The following is a 15,630-nucleotide window of genomic DNA, read 5'->3' as shown; positions in this document are numbered from 1 at the left end:
ACACGCGAGCCGGACGTCCAGCAGCGAGATCGGGTTACTGATTCCGGCGTCCCGCTCTGGCAACCGACACGATGACTCCGTTAGAGTACCCTCATTTTGAGATCGCTTGCATGAGGACCAAGGAGTCGGCGGCGATGCGACTGGAACCCACACCCGGCCTCGAGGCGTTCCGGAGACAAGTGCGCGCCTTCGTGGCGGAACACGCTCCCGGGACCAAGCCGCACTCCGGGGTGCGCGCACCCGACCCTGCGCTGATGCCGGCGATCCGGGAATGGACCGCGAAGCTGTACGAGGCGGGCCTTCTCGGCATCGACTGGCCCGCCGAGTACGGCGGCCGGCCCGACGCCCACCCCCTCGAACCGTCCGTCGTCGCCGAGGAGATCGCCCGCGCCCGCACCTGGCCGCCCGTCGGCGCGGCCGCGCTCGCCTCGGCGGCCCTCCTCGACTTCGGCACCCACGCACAGCGGGCGCGCTTCCTGCCCCGCATCCGCACCTGCGAGGACGTGTGGTGCCAGCTGTTCAGCGAGCCGGAGGCGGGCAGCGACCTGGCGGCGCTGCGCACCCGCGCCCGCCTCGAGGGCGAGGGCGGCGAGGCGGTGTTCGTCGTCGACGGCCAGAAGGTGTGGACGACCAACGGCCAGCACGCGGACATGGGTTACCTGCTCGCGCGCACCGACGCGGACGCCCCGGGACACCGGGGCATCACGGCGTTCGCCCTGGACATGCGCAGCCCCGGCGTCGCCGTGCGGCCCCTGCGCGAGATCACCGGGACCACCGACTTCAACGAGGTCTTCCTCGACGGCGTCCGCATCCCGGCCGACCGGGTGATCGGCCGGGTGCACGACGGCTGGCGGGTGGCGATGAGCAGCCTCGGCCGTGAGCGTTCCGGCGTGGCCGCGCGCGGCGCCGAGCTGTCCGCCGTCCTGGACGACCTCCTGCGGCTCGCGGAGGAGACACCGGTGGGCGGCCGGCCCGCGCTCGACGACTCGGCGACCCGTCGGTCGCTCGGGGAGCTCGCCGCGCGGGTGCAGGTGAACGCCGCGATGACCGGTGTCGCGCAGTCGAGGATGCTGCACGGCACGGAACGGCCGGAGGACGCCCTGCTGGGCAAGATCTTCTTCAGCGAGCTCCATCACGACCTGGCGGACTTCGGGCTGCGCCTCCAGGGCACGGACGGGCTGCTCACCGAGGACGACCCGGAGACCGTGGCGGACGGCTGGTGGCAGGACGCGCATCTGTACTCGCGCGCGTACACGATCGCCGGCGGCGCGAACGAGGTGCTGCGCACCCAGGTCGCCGAACGGGGTCTTGGACTCCCGCGGGAGCCCCGTCGGCAGGGTTGATCGTACCGACCGGGACATCTGCATCGACGCCGCCGGCGCCCCGGCGGTCGTCAACGCCGCCGTCGACTCGGCCGAGTGGGGCGCGAGGCTGGTCATGGTCGCCGTACGGAGGAAGGGCGCCGACATGGACCTCGGCGGGATGCTCCGCAGCGAGCTGACCCTCATCGCCTCCCAGGGCCACCCCATCGAGATCTTCGAGGTCACGGCGGAACCGGCGGAGCGCAGGGAGCGGTTCGCCAGGTTGATCAGCCACGGGTGCCCTTCTCCGAGGTGCAGCGGGCCTTCGAACCGGCGCTGCCCCCGGAGCGGCCGGGAGGGTCGTCGTCACCTTCGACGAGGAGCGCTGAGCGAAGACCGCCGCACCATCCGTACCGCCCGCTCCGCCTACTCCGCCTACTCCGCCTACTCCGCCTACTCCGCCTACTCCGCCTTCCTCAGCAGCATCGCCCCCGACGGCACTCCCCCGCCCGCCGTGACCACCGCCACCTGGGCACCCTCGACCTGACGCCCGTGCGCGTCGCCGCGCAGCTGCCTCATCGCCTCGCGGACGAAGCCGTAGCCGTGCAGCCGGCCCGCCGAGAGCTGGCCGCCGTGCGGGTTGAGCGGGAGGTCGCCGTCGAGGGCGATGGTCCGGCCCCCGGCGATGAAGTCGGTCGCCTCACCCGGCCCGCAGAAGCCGAGACCCTCGATCCAGGACACGGCGTTGAAGGTGAACCCGTCGTAGAGCAGGGCGACGTCGACGTCGGCGGGGGTGAGGCCGGTGCGGCTCCACAGGTGCGCGGAGGGGCCGTGCGACTGCGGCAGATGGGTCAGGGTGTCCTGGTCCCAGCTGAGCCGTTCCAGTACGGCCGTGCCGACGGACTCGACCAGGACGGGCGGCCGGGGCCGGTCGTACGCCGCCTCGATCGCCGAGACGACGACGGCCACCGCGCCGTCGCAGGGCACGTCGCAGTCGTAGAGGCCGAACGGGGTCGTGATCACGCGGGCGTCGAAGTAGTCGTCGAGCGTCATCGGGTCGCGGTGCAGGGCCTCGGGGTTGCGGGCCGCGTTCGCCCGCGCGGTGACGGCGATCGCGCCGAGGGCCTCACGGCCGACGCCGTACCGGTGCAGGTAGTGCGAGGCGTGGCAGCCGATCCACTGGGCGGCGGACATGGCGCCGAAGGGCGCCCGGAACTCGAACATGCCCGTGGCGCGTCCGCCGCCGGACTCCCACTGCCCGGACCGCAGCAGAGCGCCGTGCGAGGACTCCCACACCGTGCGGAAGCACAGCACGTGCCGGCACAGCCCGGCGGCGACCGCGAGCATGCCGGCGGTGATCGAGCCGATCTGGCCCGGCACCTCGCGGGCGCCGTTGACCCAGGTGGGGCGCAGTTGCAGGGCCTCGGTCAGGGCGGTGACACCGCCTTCGCTCATGCCGTCGGGGCTCGGCCCGGGGTAGGTGGAGAGCCCGTCGATCTCGTCCGGGCCGAGGCCCGCGTCCTCGAGTGCGGCCAGGCACGCGTCGACGGTCAGCGAGAGCGGGTCGACCATCAGGCGCCGGCCCACCCGTGACTGTCCCACGCCGGTCAGCGCCACCCGGTCCTCGTACTTCCGGGGTGAGGCCATGGGGCGTACGGAGGCGCCGATGTCGCGGGGCCCGGGCAGCGGGCCAGGACCCTCGGCCGCCGGATCGGGCTCGAACAGCGGTACGTACACGTCCTGTTGCTGTTCGAAGCGCACCCGGACCGGCATGCCGACGTACACCTCGTCCGTCGCGCAGCCGACGACGTTGGTCGTCAGACGCGCCCGGTCGTCCTCGGCGAGGGCGACCACCGCGACGACGTACGGCGGCGGGAACTTCGGCAGCCAGGTCTGGTGGTTGACGCTGAACCCGACGACCACCGCCCGGCCCGAGACGGGGGCGAGCGCCACGTCGCGGCCGCGGCAGGAGGGGCACAGCGGCAGCGGCGGATGGAAGTACCGCCCGCAGTGGGCGCAGTGGGAGACGCGCAGCACGCCGTCGGCCCCGGAGCGCCAGAACCCGGCGCTGGCGAGTGTCGGTTGGGGCAGCGGACGTTCGGTCATCGCAGCAGCTCGATGATGGTGGCGTTCGCGGTGCCGCCGCCCTCGCACATGGTCTGGAGCCCGTAGCGGAGGTTCTCGCGCCGCATCCGGGCCAGCAGCCGGGTCATCAGGATGGCGCCGGACCCGCCGAGCGGGTGGCCGACCGCGATCGCCCCGCCCAGCGGGTTGAGCCGCGCGGGGTCGGCGCCGGTCTCGGCCAGCCAGGCCAACGGCACCGGTGCGAAAGCCTCGTTGACCTCGTAGACGCCGATGTCGGCGAGGGTCAGGCCGGAGCGGCGCAGCACCTTCTCGGTGGCGGGGATCGGGCCGAGCAGCATGGTGATCGGGTCCGCGCCGCTGACCGCTCCGGTGTGGTAGCGGGCGATCGGGGCGAGACCCAGCTCACGGGCCCGTTCCGGGGTGGTGACGAGCAGGGCTGCCGCGCCGTCGGAGATCTGGGAGGCGTTCCCGGCGTGGATGACGCCGTCCTCCCTGAACGACGGCTTGAGCCTCGCCAGCGTCTCGACCGACGTCCCCCGCCGCAGCCCCTCGTCCGCGGTGCACTCGGCGCCGTCGACCTCGACCGGCACGAGGTGGTCGTCGAAGACGCCCGCGTCGATCGCCGCGGCGGCCCTGGCGTGCGACCCGGCGGCGAACTCGTCGAGCCGGGTACGGCTCAACCCCCAGCGTTCGGCGATGAGTTCGGCGCCGACGCCCTGGTTGAACTCGAACCCGTCGTACCGGGCGAGGACGCCGGGCCCGTACGGCTGTCCCGTGGTGCGGTGCGAGCCGAGCGGCACCCGGCTCATCGTCTCCACGCCGCCCGCGACCACGAGGTCGTACTGGCCGGCCATCACAGCGTGGGCGGCCTGGTCGACCGCCTGCTGGCTCGAGCCGCAGGCCCGGTTGACCGTGACGGCGGGGACGTGTTCGGGCCAGCCGGCGGCGAGCACCGCGGACCGGCCGACGTTGCTGGACTGGTCGCCGATCTGGGTCACACAGCCCCAGACCACGTCGTCCACCGTGCCGGGGTCCACCCCGGTGCGCTCGACGAGGGCGTTCAGCACCCGGGCCGACAGGTCCGCCGCGTGCACCGGGGCGAGCGAGCCGCCCCGCTTGCCGATCGGGGTGCGTACGGCGTCGACGATGACGGCGTCTCGCATGGAAGCTCCTTCGGGTCAGTCGGAGAACTGCACGGCGGGGTCGACGCCCCAGTCCCGGAACACGGCCCGGGTGTCGGCGCCGACCGCCGGTGCCGCGCGGCCCGCGCTCGACGGGGTCGCCGAGAACCGGGGGGCGGCGGCGGGCTGGACCACCCCGTCGCGGGCGAACAGGCTTGCGCGCGCGGCCAGATGGGGGTGCGCGGCGGCCTCGGTGAGACTCAGCACGGGGGCCACGCAGGCGTCGGTGCCCTCGAACAGCTCCGCCCACTCGTCCCGGGTGCGCTGCGCGAAGCGTTGCGTCAGCAGTCGGCGCAGCCGCGGCCAGGTCGACCGGTCGTGCTGCCGGTCCGGGTCCACCTCCAGGTCGAGCAGTTCGACCAGGCTTCGGTAGAACGGCCGCTCCAGCGCGCCGACGGCGATGTGGCGGCCGTCCCTGGTCCCGTACACGGCGTAGAAGGGCCAGCCGCCGTCGAACCGGTTGACACCCCGTTCGTCGCTCCACTCGCCGCGCCCGAGCTTGCCGAAGGTGCTGGCGAGCAGGTGTGCGGTGCCGTCGACGACGGCCGCGTCGACGACCTGGCCGCGGCCGGTGCGGGCGGTGGCGTGCAGGGCGGCGAGTACGCCGATCACGAGGTAGCAGCCGCCGCCCCCGAAGTCGCCGACGAGGTTCAGCGGGATCCGCGGCGGGCCGCCCGCCTCCCCGATGGCGCCGAGCGCGCCCGTCAGCGCGATGTAGGTGATGTCGTGTCCGGCCGAGGCGGCGAGCGGTCCGTCCTGTCCCCAGCCCGTCATCCGGCCGTAGACCAGCCGGGGGTTGCGGGCCAGGCAGTCGTGCGGTCCGATGCCCAGGCGTTCGGTGACGCCGGGACGGAACCCCTCGATCAGCACGTCCGCACGCTCGACGAGCCGCAGGAGCGCGGCGCTCGCGGCCGGGTCCTTCAGGTCGAGGACGACGGACCGCTTCCCCCGGCCCAGCACGTCCGCCGGTCCGCCCGCGTCCGGTTCGCCGGCCCGCTCGGGCCGGTCCACGCGGACGACCTCGGCGCCCAGGTCGGCCAGCAGCATCCCGGCGAACGGCCCCGGTCCGATGCCGCCGAGTTCGACGACCCGGCAGCCGGCGAGCGGTCCTGTCGTCATGGTCAGCGTCCCTTCCAGACCGGCGCCCGCTTCTCGGCGAAGGCCGCCGCCCCTTCGCGGGCGTCCTGCGACCGGAACACCGGCTCGGCGATGTCGAACTGTCTGCCCCAGGCCTCGTCCAGTGTCCAGTCGGCCGTGGAGCGGGCGATCCGTTTCGTCGCCGCGACCGCCAACGGGCCGTTCGCGGCGATGGTCGCGGCGAGTTCGAGCGCGCCGTCGAGCGCGCCGCCCTCGTCGGTGAGCCGGTTGACCAGGCCGTGCGCGGCGGCTCGCTCGGCGTCGATCGGCGCGCCCGTGAGCAGCAGCTCCAGAGCGATCGCGTACGGGATCCGGCGGGGCAGATGGAGAGCGGCACCCGCCCGCGCGACCAGCGACCGGGTCACCTCCGGCACGCCGAGCCGGGCGGTGCGGGAGGCGACCACCAGGTCGCAGGCCAGCAGCAGTTCGAAGCCACCGGCCAGGGCCCAGCCCTCCACGGCGGCGATCAGCGGCTTGCGCGGCGGCGTCATGCTGATCCCGCACAGGCCGCGGCCCTCGATCGCGGGCGTCTCGCCCCGCAGCCACGCCTTGAGGTCCATCCCCGCCGAGAACGTGCCGCCCGCCCCCGTGAGCACACCGGCCCGCAACTCGTCCGACGCGTCGAGCTCGTCCACCGCGGCCGCCACTCCGGCGGCCACCGCGGCGTCCAGCGCGTTCTTCTTCGCCGGGCGGTTGATCGTGATGATCTGGACCGCGCCTCGGCGCTCCACCAGTACCTCGTCGGACACGCCTACCTCCTCGCTTCGTGCGGTTGATCGCCGGGGACGGCGAATCGGGCCAGTTCGTGGGCGACCATGCCGTCCAGATCGGCGGCGGGCGGCGCCGGGAGCCGGACGGCGCGGTCGCGGGTCGGCAGCAGGACGACGGCCGTACCGGGGGTGGTGACCTCGCCCCGCTGGTTCTCGCACCGCACGTCGACGTGCACCTCGGCCCGCCCGTCCACCCGCCGTTTGTCGACGACCGTGCCGCGCACCCAGGTGGTGTCGCCCAGGTAGTTGAACTTCCGGTGCTCGCAGCGCAGTTTCCACAGCCAGCCGTCGTCGCCCATCCAGTCGGTGAGCAGATGGCACAGCCAGGTCTCGCGCATGCCGCCGTAGTCGTAGGAGCCCGGCAGGCCCAGCTCCCGTGCCCGCTCCGGCTCCCAGTGCAGGCGCTGCACGGTGTCGGGGACGTTCAGCGGGTTCGGCGGATAGAGGCCGGGCGCCTTGCGCCGGACCCTCGCGGCGATCCCGAACGCGCCGGGCGGGGTGAGCTGCATGCCCCAGCCCAGATGCCAGACGACCACGTCGGTGGTGGTCAGTGGCCCCTTCACCCGGGGCTGGAGCTCCTCGCCGATCTCGACGTCCTCCCAGTGCCGGGGACGCGCGCCGCGCCGGCTCTCGGCCGCGTACGCCGCGTCGATCTCGGCGAGTTGCTCCGGGGTGTAGGGCGGCTGGACGAGTCGCTCCTTGGCCCTCGCCTTCGAGGTGTGCCGCTCGGCGTTGATCCAGGTGCCCCGTCGCAGGGCGTGCATCTCGCCGCGCCCGTCGGCGTAGAGGTAGTCGCGGACGACATGCGCGGTGCGCCCGCCGAAGCTGCTGGGCTTGAGGTGCACACCCACCTGGGTCTGCAGCACCCGGCACCGGTCGCCGAGTCGCAGGGGACGCCACCACTCGAACTCCATCACCGCCTGGTAGGAGCCGAGTCCGGCGAACGGGTCGCCCCTCAGCAGCGCCCTCGTCCGCGGGTCCGGCGCCGGGGCGGCGTCCTCCCCCATCGTGTACAGGAAGGTGGGCGGTGCGACGAGCGAGCCCCAGCGGGTCGTGGCCGCGTACGCCGGGTCCGCGTAGAGGGGGTTGTCGTCGCCGTAGCCGTACGCGAAGTGGCGTACGCCGTCCCGGGTCACCTCGTAGTTGTGCGGCGGGTTGCGCTGCGGCTGGGGGACGCCGAGGCGGCGGCGGGAGCGCTCGACCGCCTCGTCGGTCAGCACGCCGAAGCGTTCGTCGGCGGTCGTCATCGCTGGTCCTCCCTGGTGAGTCCGGCGCGCACGAGATCCAGCAGCTCCACGCGGCTCACCTTGCTCGACGGGGTACGGGGCAGTGCGTCGAGGACGACGATGTGCGCCGGCACCTCGTACGGGGTGAGCCGGCCGCGGCAGTGGGCGACGAGTTCGGCGGCGTCCGGCGCGGGCCGGGCCGGCTCGACCTCGACGGCCGCGACCGGCACCTCGCCCAGCCGCGCGTCCGGCAGCCCCGCCACCGCCGCCTCCCGGACCGCCGGGTGCGTCTCCAGCGCGCGTCTGACCGTCTCCGGCTGCACCTTGAAGCCGCCGCGGATGATGGCGTCGTCCGCGCGTCCCTCGATCCAGACGAACCGGTCCGCGTCGATCCGGGCGAGATCGCTGGTGCGCACCCAGGCCCGACCGCCCCGGGTGCTCTGCTCGGTCCGGACCTCGAGGCGTCCCGTCCCGCCGACCGGAACTTCGGCGCCGTCCTCGCCGGTCACCCGCAACTCGACGCCGTCGTAGGCGCGCCCGGCGCTGCCCGCCTTGCGCCGCCACCACCGCTCGTGCAACGGCAGTGTCCAGCCGGCCACCGCGCCGGCGAACTCGGTGGCCCCGTAGGTCATCAGGACGGGGACGCCGTAGGTGCGCAGGAACGCGTCGGCGAGTTCGGCCGGGCAGGGCGCCGTTCCGGAGGTGACGACCTGGAGGCTCGCCAGCCGCTCCTTCGGCACCCCGGCGTCGAGTACGGCGCGCAGGGCGGCCGGCACCAGACTCGCCGCCCTCAGCCCGTGCCGTTCCACGGCGCCCACCCATGGTTCGACGGCGAACCTGGGCATCAGCAGCATGCGGCGCCCGGTCGCGAGACACGCGAGCGCCCGCCACAGCCCGCCGATGTGCACGAGCGGGGTGGCCACGAGCGACGCCGACCGCGACAGCAGCCGCTCGGGCTTCGGGATCTGTCCGCCGGAGACCAGCGCCTGGTCGAGCTGGCCGATGCGCAGCGGTACGCGCTTGGGGGGCCCGGTGGTGCCGGAGGTGAGCATCTCCACGGCGACACCGGGGTCGGCGGGTGCCCCGGCGGGTGCCGTGCCGCCCGCGGAGCGCAGGGTGCCGTCCGTGCCCAGCTCCAGGACGGCGCCCCGGGCGGTCACCGCCGCGAGGACGCCCTCGCGGGCCAGCGGTCCGGCGCCGGAGACGACCACCGGCGGCTCGCAGGCGGCGATGTCGGCCGCGAGCCGTACGGCGGGCTGCAGCGGGCTCAGCATCACCAGGCACCGCCCGGAGGCGATCACCGCGGCGACCACGGCGACGTGCTCGGGCCGGTTCTCCAGGACGACCCCGACGCGGGCGCCGGCCTGCGCGCCCATCGCGTCGAGTGTCTCGACCAGCGCCCGCGCGGTCCGCTGGACCTGCCCCCAGGTCCACCACCCGCCGTCGTACTCGATCGCCTCGGCGTCGGCTGCGGCCTCGGCCAGCAGCCGGGACAGGCGGTCGCGAATTCCCATGGGATCAGCCTCCCGTCGCCGTGGTCACGGAGATGCCGACCAGGTCGGCCAGCCGTCTGCGGTGCGCGGCGGGGCTGCCGAAGAGCTGCTCGGACGACTTCGCGCGCTTCAGGTGGAGGTGTGCGTCGTGCTCCCACGTGCAGCCGATGCCGCCGTGGATCTGGATGTTCTCCTTGGCCGCGTGGGTGAAGGCGTCCGCGCAGTACGCCGCGGCGAGCGCGGCGGACACGGACAGTGCGTCCGGTCGCCCGGCCGACGCCGGCAGCGGCTGCTCGCCCGCTGTCCCGGCGGCCACGGACATCGCGTGGTACGCCGCCGACCGCGCGGCCTCGACCTTCAGCAGCATGTCGGCGCACTTGTGCTTGACGGCCTGGAACGACCCGATGGGGCGGCCGAACTGCACCCGCGTCCCGGCGTACTCCACCGCCGCGTCCAGACACGCCCGCGCCCCGCCGACCTGCTCGGCGGCCAGTGCCACGGCCGCGAGGTCGAGCACCGTGCGCAGATATCCGGTGGCGTCGCCCGGCGGGCCGACCCGCAGCGCCGGGGCGCCGTCGAGGTCGATCCGCGCCAGGCGTCGCGTCGGGTCGACTGTCTCCAGGCGGGTGCGGGTCACTCCGGGCGCGGCGCCGTCGACGGCGAACAGCGCGGGGCCCGTGTCCGCGCGGGCCACGACCAGGACCAGGTCGGCGCTGTGCCCGTCGACGACGAACATCTTCGTGCCCGAGACCCGCCAGGCGTCGTCGCCGGGCACGGCCTCGGCCGCGACGTCCGCCACGTTCCACGATCCGCTCTCCTCGGCCAGCGCCAGCGTGCCGGTCAGCGAACCGTCGGCGATCGCGGGCAGCCAGCGTGCCTTCGCCGTGTCGTCGCCGGACACGGCGAGCGCCTGTCCGGCGAGGGCCACCGTGGCGAAGTAGGGCGAGGGCAGCAGGGCCCGGCCGAGTTCCTCGAGGACGATCCCCAGCTCGACGGGGCCGCCGCCGGAGCCGCCGTACTCCTGCGGCAACGCCAGTCCGTGCAGGCCCAGTTGGCCCGCCATCCGGCGCCAGAGCGCCGGATCGTGGCCCGGCGCGGACTCCATGGCGCGGCGGACCGCCTCGCTCGGCGCCTTGTCGGCGAGGAAACGGCTCAGGGTGGAGCGGAGCTCTTCGTGCTCCTCGGTGAAGGTGAGCAGGGAGAGGGGGTGGGAGGTGGGATGGGGGGTGGGGTCGGAGGTGGAGGTGAAGGTCGGTGCCACGTCTTCCCGTCCTGGGCTGTCACTGGGGTGTCTTCGACCGCAGATAGGCGGATAAGTCGGGGATCCGGGCGCGGTCCACGATCTCGATCCGGAGCCCGGAGGGGGCCAGGTGGTAGGCGAAGACCGACGGTGTCCCGTCGATCACCGCGCAGGCTTCCAGGGCGAAGCCCGACTCCGCCAGCCGGAGCGACGTCGTCGCGAGGTCGTCGCAGAAGTAGCCGAGGTGGTGCGTCGCGAGGTGCTCGGACGCCGTCCACGGTGTCCCGGGGATCTCCTGGACGAGTTCGATGTGCGGGGCGTCCAGCGAGTACGCGTAGCGGAGGTTCAGCACCCGGTCGCCGTCCGCCAGCCGGACCGGCAGCTCCGCGGACAGCGTCGCGGTCCACCGGTGTCCGGCGACCGCGCCCATCCGGTCCTTCCAGGCGTCGACGTCCGGGACGACGATGCCGGTGTGGTACAGGTCCGCCGCTCGGAGGGGAGGCGTCATGGCCGGCCCCTCACCACTGGAGCCGGAGCGACTTGATGCCGTACATGTTCCCGTGCTGCCAGAGCTCCTGGCCGGGTGCGATCCGGTAGCCGGGGATGCGCCGGTGCCATTCCTCGACCGCCACGTTGAGTTCGAGGCGGGCGAGGTGCGAGCCCAGACAGCGGTGCGGGCCCGAGCCGAACGCGATGTGGTGGGTGTCCCTGCGGTGCAGGTCCACCTCCAGCGGGTTGACGTAGCGTTCCGGATCGCGGTTGGTGACCGCCAGCGGGAGCATCACCATCTCGCCCGCCCTGACCGGACAGCCGCCGATCTCGACGTCCTTCGTCGCCTTGCGGGCCGGGACGACGAACGAGTAGACGCGGAGGATCTCCTCCACCGCGGTGGGGACGAGCGACGGGTCGGCGAGGATCTCCGCCCGCTGCTCCGGATGCGTGGCGAAGTGGTACAGCGCCCAGCCGATCGAGATCGGGACCGTGTCGAAGCCCGCCTGGAACATCAGGACGCAGAAGGCGTGCATGTCGCGGTCGCCGATCGGCTCGCCGTCGATCGTCCAGGTCATGGCGTGTGAGAGCAGGTCGTCGCGCGGCGTCGTGCGGCGCAGGGCGATCTGCCGCTCGAAGTACGAGGACACCTCCCGCATGGCGGTCAACTGCCGGGCGCCGTCCGGGTCCTCGGCGTGGGAGAGGTGCAGCAGCTCGTGGGTCCACGCGAGGAAGACGGCCAGGTCCTCCTCCGGCAGGCCCATCAGGCGCATGAAGATCAGGGTCGGGAAGCGGCGCGCGAACTCGTCCAGCACATCGGCGCCGTCGCAGCCCTTCAGGGCGTCGATCAGCTCCGCCGCGACCTGGCGGATCTCCGGTTCCCGGGCGGCGACGGTGGCCGGCGAGAAGTAGCGGCCGAGCAGCCGCCGCCACACGTTGTGCAGGGGCGGGTCCAGCATCTCGGGGATCCACAGGAACTTCGGGTCCGCCTCGAGCGCGGTGACCGACCTGTTGGAGAAGGTCCGCCAGTCCTGCAGTGCCTTCTGCACCTCCGGGCCGTCCGTGACGACCCAGTAGCCGCGGGCGACGGTGCTGCGGAACCCGGAGTGGGTGCCGGCCAGTTCGTCCCAGCGTTCCTGGTGGCTGAGGACCGGGCCGCCGAGCCGGTTGTCGAAGTGGTAGGCGGGCAGGCCGTCGTGGGTTCCGTCGGGTTCGGGCGTCGTACGCATCACGGCTCCTGTCGTCGTGCGTCCGGTCCGTCCGTCATGTCGCCGCGCCGTCGATCTTGAGCGCGATCAGCTCGTCCTCGGTGAGGCCGAGCGAGCGCAGGACCTCGTCGGTGTGCTCCGCGAACCGGGGTGCCCGGGTGAGGCCGGCCGGCGTCTCGTCGAACTGGACCGGGCTCGCGACCAGTTCACGGTCGACTCCGTCGGCGTCCACCACGGGCGCGATCAGACCGTTGGCGCGCAGCGCGGGGTCCTGGCCGACCTCCCAGGCGTTCTGTACGGCCGCCCACTGGCCCTCCCCGCGGGAGAGGATCTCGGTCCACTCCGCGAAGGGGCGGGCGGCGATGATGCCGGCGACGATCCCGGCGGCCTCGGCCGCGTTGGCCATCAGCTTCTCGGTGCTGTCGAAGCGCGTGTCGCCGCTCAGTTCCTCGCGTCCGGCGAGTTTGCAGAACTCCGCCCAGTACCGGCCGGGTTGCAGCATCGACAGCTCGATCCAGCGGCCGTCCGAGGTGCGGTAGGCCCCGATCAGCGGGTTGGTGGCCGAGCCGTGCCGGGGCCGGGCGGGCGCGGGGAGCGGGCTGCCGGTCATCAGCGCGAGGTTGACCGTGAACTGGGTCGCCCAGGCGCCGACTCCGACCAACGACACGTCCACGACGGACGGTTCACCGGTCGTGGCCCGGGAGTAGAGGGCGGCGGCGATGCCACCGGCCAGCGTCATACCGCCCATCGAGTCGCCGTAGGCGCCCGCGGGCATCCTGGTCATCCGGTCCGCGCCGGGCGCGGTGACACCGGCGGCGCTTCCGCCGCGGGCCCAGAAGGCCGTGCTGTCGTAGCCGCCCTTGCCGGCCTCGTCCCCCCGGGTACCGAAGCCGCTGCCGCGGACGTAGACGATGTCGGGGTTGACCGCCCGCACGTCCTCCAGGTCGATCCGCAGCTTCGCCCGCGCCTCGGGCAGGAAGTTCGTGAGGAACACGTCGCTGGTGCGGATCAGTTCCTCCAGCACGCGACGCGCTGAGGGCTTCTCCAGGGCGAGGCCGACGCTGCGCTTGCCGCGGTTGGGTCCCTCCATGATCGGGAAGAAGGACGACCCCTCGCTGGCGGCCTCGTATCCGAGCACCCGGACCAGCCCGCGCTGGGCGTCGCCGCGCTCGGCGTGCTCGATCTTGATCACGTCGGCACCCCAGTCGGCGAGCACGGCACCCGCCGCCGGGACGAAGGTGAACTGTGCGACCTCGAGCACCCGCACGCCCTCCATCGGCCTCTGCATCGGACCAACTCCTCTGCGGCTCATCGCAATTGCGCATACCCAATGTGCCAAGTCTGCCCCAGAGTATGGACCGAGGGCAGCAAAAAGTATACTGTTTTGGCCATGCTGGATTTCACGATCGACCCTGACTTCCAGGCCCGGCTGGACTGGGCGGCGGCCTTCGTACGCGAGGAGGTCGAACCGCTGGACCTTCTGTTCCCGCACGGCGGCGACCCGTACGACACCCGCAACGAAAAGGCCCGCGCGATCCTGCGGCCGCTGCAGCAACAGGTCCGGGAGCAGGGCCTGTGGGCCTGTCACCTGGGCCCCGAACTGGGCGGGCCCGGCTACGGCCAGGTGCGGCTCGCCCTCCTCAACGAGATCCTCGGCCGCTCCTACTGGGCCCCGACGGTGTTCGGCACCGCCGCCCCGGACACCGGCAACGCCGAGATCCTCGCCCTGTTCGGCACCGAGGAGCAGAAGGCCCGCTATCTGCGTCCGCTGCTCGACGGGGAGATCGTCTCCACCTTCTCGATGACCGAACCGCAGGCGGGCGCCGACCCCAAGGAGTTCGTCTGCCACGCCCGCCGGGACGGCGAGGAGTGGGTGATCGACGGGGAGAAGTGGTTCTCCTCCAACGCCCGGTACGCGGCCTTCCTCATCGTCATGGCCGTCACCGACCCGCAGGCCCCGCCGCACGCCCGGATGTCGATGTTCATCGTGCCGGCCGAGACGCCCGGCATCGAGATCAAGCGCAACGTCGGCACCATGGACGAGCGCGGCTCCCTCGACGAAGGCATCCACGCCTACCTCCGCTACCACCGCGTCCGCGTCCCGCTCGACGCCATGCTCGGCGGCCCCGGCGAGGGCTTCCAGGTCGCCCAGGCCCGCCTCGGCGGCGGCCGCGTGCACCACGCGATGCGCACGGTGGGCAAGTGCGCGCGCGCCTTCGACATGATGTGCGAGCGGGCACTGTCCCGCCGTACCCAGGGGACCCTGCTCGCCGAGAAGCAGGCGGTGCAGCAGTTCATCGCCGACTCCTGGGTGGAGCTTCAGCAGTTCCGGCTGCTCGTCCTGCACACCGCCTGGATCATCGACAACCGGCCGCACGGCGCCGCCCGCACCCAGATCGCCATGTGCAAGGTCCAGACGGCCAAGGTGCTGCACGACATCGTCCAGCGGGCGGTGCACCTGCACGGATCACTCGGCACCACCGACGAACTCCCGCTCGCCAAGTGGTGGATGGCCGTGCCCAACCTCGCGCTCGCCGACGGCCCGACCGAGGTGCACCGCACCACGATCGCCAAGCAGCTGCTGAAGAATCACCGGCCGGCCGAGGGACTGTTCCCCAGCGAACACCTCCCGCCGAAGCGGGAGGCCGCCCGCAAGCGGTACGCGCACATCATCGGCGACGACAGCCTCAGCGGCCGGGTGGACGGATGAGCGACGCCGACACCCCCGGCCCGGACCGTCTGTTCGACCTGTCCGGCAAGGTGGCGCTCGTCACCGGCGGCAGCCGGGGCCTGGGGCGGGAGATGGTGCGCGCCTTCGCCGCCGCGGGCGCCGACGTGGTGATCGCCAGCCGCAAGCTCCCCGCCTGCGAGACGGTCGCGGCGGAGGTCCGCGACCTCGGCCGGCGCGCGCTGCCGGTCGCCGCGCACGTGGGCCACTGGGACGACCTCGGCCGGCTGGCCGACACCGCCTACGCGGAGTTCGGGAGGGTCGACGTCCTCGTCAACAACGCCGGGATGTCACCGCTGGCGCCCTCTTCGCAGGAGACCGGCGAGGAACTCTTCGACAAGGTGATCGGGGTCAACTTCAAGGGCCCGTTCCGGCTCACCTCGCTGATCGGGCGGCGGATGTCCGAGGGCGACGGCGGCTCGATCATCAACGTCTCCTCCTCGGGAGCGCTGTTCCCCCAGCCGAGGTTCGGCCCCTACGCCGGCGCCAAGGCCGCGCTCAACGCGCTGGCCACCGTCTTCGCCCTGGAGTACGGCCCGAAGGTGCGCGTCAACACGATCTCGGCCGGTCCGTTCCTGACCGACGTCTCCCGGTCCTGGTCCGAGGAGAAACGCCGGAGCACGCGCAGCGCGATCGGCCGCCCCGGTCGCCCGACGGAGATCATCGGCACCGCGCTGTACCTGGCGAGCGACGCCTCCAGCTACACCACGGGGTCACTGATCCGGGTGGACGGCGGACTGTACTGAGGCTCCGCCGGCTCCGCGGCGCGTTT

General features: G+C 73.1%; 14 protein-coding genes. 4 read left to right on the top strand and 10 right to left on the bottom strand.

All coding sequences use genetic code 11. The annotated features are described in order from the left end of the window. Positions 1–134 precede the first annotated feature (134 nt). Positions 135–1,343 (top strand): acyl-CoA dehydrogenase family protein, encoded by a 1,209-nt coding sequence (locus OG736_RS35870; RefSeq protein ID WP_327186105.1) that lies wholly within the window; start codon positions 135–137, stop codon positions 1,341–1,343. Beyond that, positions 1,309–1,848 carry a hypothetical protein gene (locus OG736_RS35865; protein ID WP_327186104.1) on the top strand — a complete coding sequence of 180 codons (540 nt, stop codon included), beginning with the start codon at positions 1,309–1,311 and terminating at the stop codon, positions 1,846–1,848. The genes OG736_RS35870 and OG736_RS35865 overlap by 35 nt, the downstream gene beginning before the upstream one ends. Here the strand turns inward: OG736_RS35865 and OG736_RS35860 are convergent. The 10 genes from OG736_RS35860 to OG736_RS35815 all read right to left on the bottom strand — a co-directional run bounded on the left by OG736_RS35860 (position 1,764) and on the right by OG736_RS35815 (position 13,418). After that, positions 1,764–3,407, bottom strand: a complete 1,644-nt coding sequence (locus tag OG736_RS35860) for a thiolase C-terminal domain-containing protein (RefSeq protein WP_327186103.1) — start codon at positions 3,405–3,407, stop codon at positions 1,764–1,766. The genes OG736_RS35865 and OG736_RS35860 overlap by 85 nt on opposite strands. Further along, entirely contained in the window at positions 3,404–4,549 is a 1,146-nt protein-coding gene (locus OG736_RS35855) for a thiolase family protein (RefSeq protein WP_327186102.1), read from the bottom strand. The genes OG736_RS35860 and OG736_RS35855 overlap by 4 nt, the downstream gene beginning before the upstream one ends. 15 nt (positions 4,550–4,564) lie before the next feature. Further along, the gene (locus OG736_RS35850) at positions 4,565–5,686 is read right to left on the bottom strand and encodes a CaiB/BaiF CoA transferase family protein (protein ID WP_327186101.1); all 1,122 of its coding nucleotides are present in this window, start codon (positions 5,684–5,686) and stop codon (positions 4,565–4,567) included. Between the two features lie 2 nt (positions 5,687–5,688). Next, positions 5,689–6,453, bottom strand: a complete 765-nt coding sequence (locus OG736_RS35845) for a crotonase/enoyl-CoA hydratase family protein (RefSeq protein WP_327186100.1) — start codon at positions 6,451–6,453, stop codon at positions 5,689–5,691. A gap of 2 nt (positions 6,454–6,455) precedes the next feature. Continuing rightward, on the bottom strand, positions 6,456–7,721 hold the full coding sequence (locus tag OG736_RS35840) for an FAS1-like dehydratase domain-containing protein (RefSeq protein WP_327186099.1): 1,266 nt from the start codon (positions 7,719–7,721) through the stop codon (positions 6,456–6,458). Then, positions 7,718–9,214 (bottom strand): class I adenylate-forming enzyme family protein, encoded by a 1,497-nt coding sequence (locus OG736_RS35835; RefSeq protein WP_327186098.1) that lies wholly within the window; start codon positions 9,212–9,214, stop codon positions 7,718–7,720. Before OG736_RS35835 ends, OG736_RS35840 begins: the two co-directional genes overlap by 4 nt. A gap of 4 nt (positions 9,215–9,218) precedes the next feature. Then, a complete protein-coding gene (locus tag OG736_RS35830) occupies positions 9,219–10,391 on the bottom strand; it encodes an acyl-CoA dehydrogenase family protein (RefSeq protein ID WP_327187806.1) in 1,173 nt (390 codons plus the stop codon). 82 nt (positions 10,392–10,473) lie between these two features. After that, entirely contained in the window at positions 10,474–10,941 is a 468-nt protein-coding gene (locus OG736_RS35825; protein WP_327186097.1) for a VOC family protein, read from the bottom strand. 10 nt (positions 10,942–10,951) lie between these two features. Further along, positions 10,952–12,151: a cytochrome P450 gene (locus tag OG736_RS35820; RefSeq protein WP_327186096.1), complete on the bottom strand. Its 1,200-nt coding sequence runs from the start codon at positions 12,149–12,151 to the stop codon at positions 10,952–10,954. A gap of 34 nt (positions 12,152–12,185) precedes the next feature. Next, positions 12,186–13,418 carry a CaiB/BaiF CoA transferase family protein gene (locus OG736_RS35815; protein WP_327186095.1) on the bottom strand — a complete coding sequence of 411 codons (1,233 nt, stop codon included), beginning with the start codon at positions 13,416–13,418 and terminating at the stop codon, positions 12,186–12,188. A gap of 102 nt (positions 13,419–13,520) precedes the next feature. On the opposite strand from OG736_RS35815, the gene OG736_RS35810 reads away from it, so the two are divergent. Together OG736_RS35810 and OG736_RS35805 are read left to right on the top strand one after the other, a co-directional pair. Further along, complete coding sequence (locus tag OG736_RS35810; RefSeq protein ID WP_327186094.1) at positions 13,521–14,840, top strand: acyl-CoA dehydrogenase family protein; 1,320 nt, start codon at positions 13,521–13,523, stop codon at positions 14,838–14,840. Further along, positions 14,837–15,604: an SDR family NAD(P)-dependent oxidoreductase gene (locus OG736_RS35805; RefSeq protein ID WP_327186093.1), complete on the top strand. Its 768-nt coding sequence runs from the start codon at positions 14,837–14,839 to the stop codon at positions 15,602–15,604. The genes OG736_RS35810 and OG736_RS35805 overlap by 4 nt, the downstream gene beginning before the upstream one ends. Positions 15,605–15,630: the final 26 nt, after the last annotated feature.

The organism is Streptomyces sp. NBC_01334, from assembly GCF_035983595.1.
GTDB lineage: Bacteria > Actinomycetota > Actinomycetes > Streptomycetales > Streptomycetaceae > Streptomyces > Streptomyces coriariae.
Note: the sequence above shows the minus strand (reverse complement) of the source record. Positions and strands in the feature narration are given on the sequence as shown.

Coding starts and splice junctions, on each gene's coding strand:
- OG736_RS35870 (WP_327186105.1), top strand. CDS start 135: ATGCGACTGGAACCCACACCCGGCCTCGAGGCGTTCCGGAGACAAGTG.
- OG736_RS35860 (WP_327186103.1), bottom strand. CDS start 3,407: ATGACCGAACGTCCGCTGCCCCAACCGACACTCGCCAGCGCCGGGTTC.
- OG736_RS35855 (WP_327186102.1), bottom strand. CDS start 4,549: ATGCGAGACGCCGTCATCGTCGACGCCGTACGCACCCCGATCGGCAAG.
- OG736_RS35850 (WP_327186101.1), bottom strand. CDS start 5,686: ATGACGACAGGACCGCTCGCCGGCTGCCGGGTCGTCGAACTCGGCGGC.
- OG736_RS35840 (WP_327186099.1), bottom strand. CDS start 7,721: ATGACGACCGCCGACGAACGCTTCGGCGTGCTGACCGACGAGGCGGTC.
- OG736_RS35835 (WP_327186098.1), bottom strand. CDS start 9,214: ATGGGAATTCGCGACCGCCTGTCCCGGCTGCTGGCCGAGGCCGCAGCC.
- OG736_RS35825 (WP_327186097.1), bottom strand. CDS start 10,941: ATGACGCCTCCCCTCCGAGCGGCGGACCTGTACCACACCGGCATCGTC.
- OG736_RS35820 (WP_327186096.1), bottom strand. CDS start 12,151: ATGCGTACGACGCCCGAACCCGACGGAACCCACGACGGCCTGCCCGCC.
- OG736_RS35815 (WP_327186095.1), bottom strand. CDS start 13,418: ATGCAGAGGCCGATGGAGGGCGTGCGGGTGCTCGAGGTCGCACAGTTC.
- OG736_RS35810 (WP_327186094.1), top strand. CDS start 13,521: ATGCTGGATTTCACGATCGACCCTGACTTCCAGGCCCGGCTGGACTGG.
- OG736_RS35805 (WP_327186093.1), top strand. CDS start 14,837: ATGAGCGACGCCGACACCCCCGGCCCGGACCGTCTGTTCGACCTGTCC.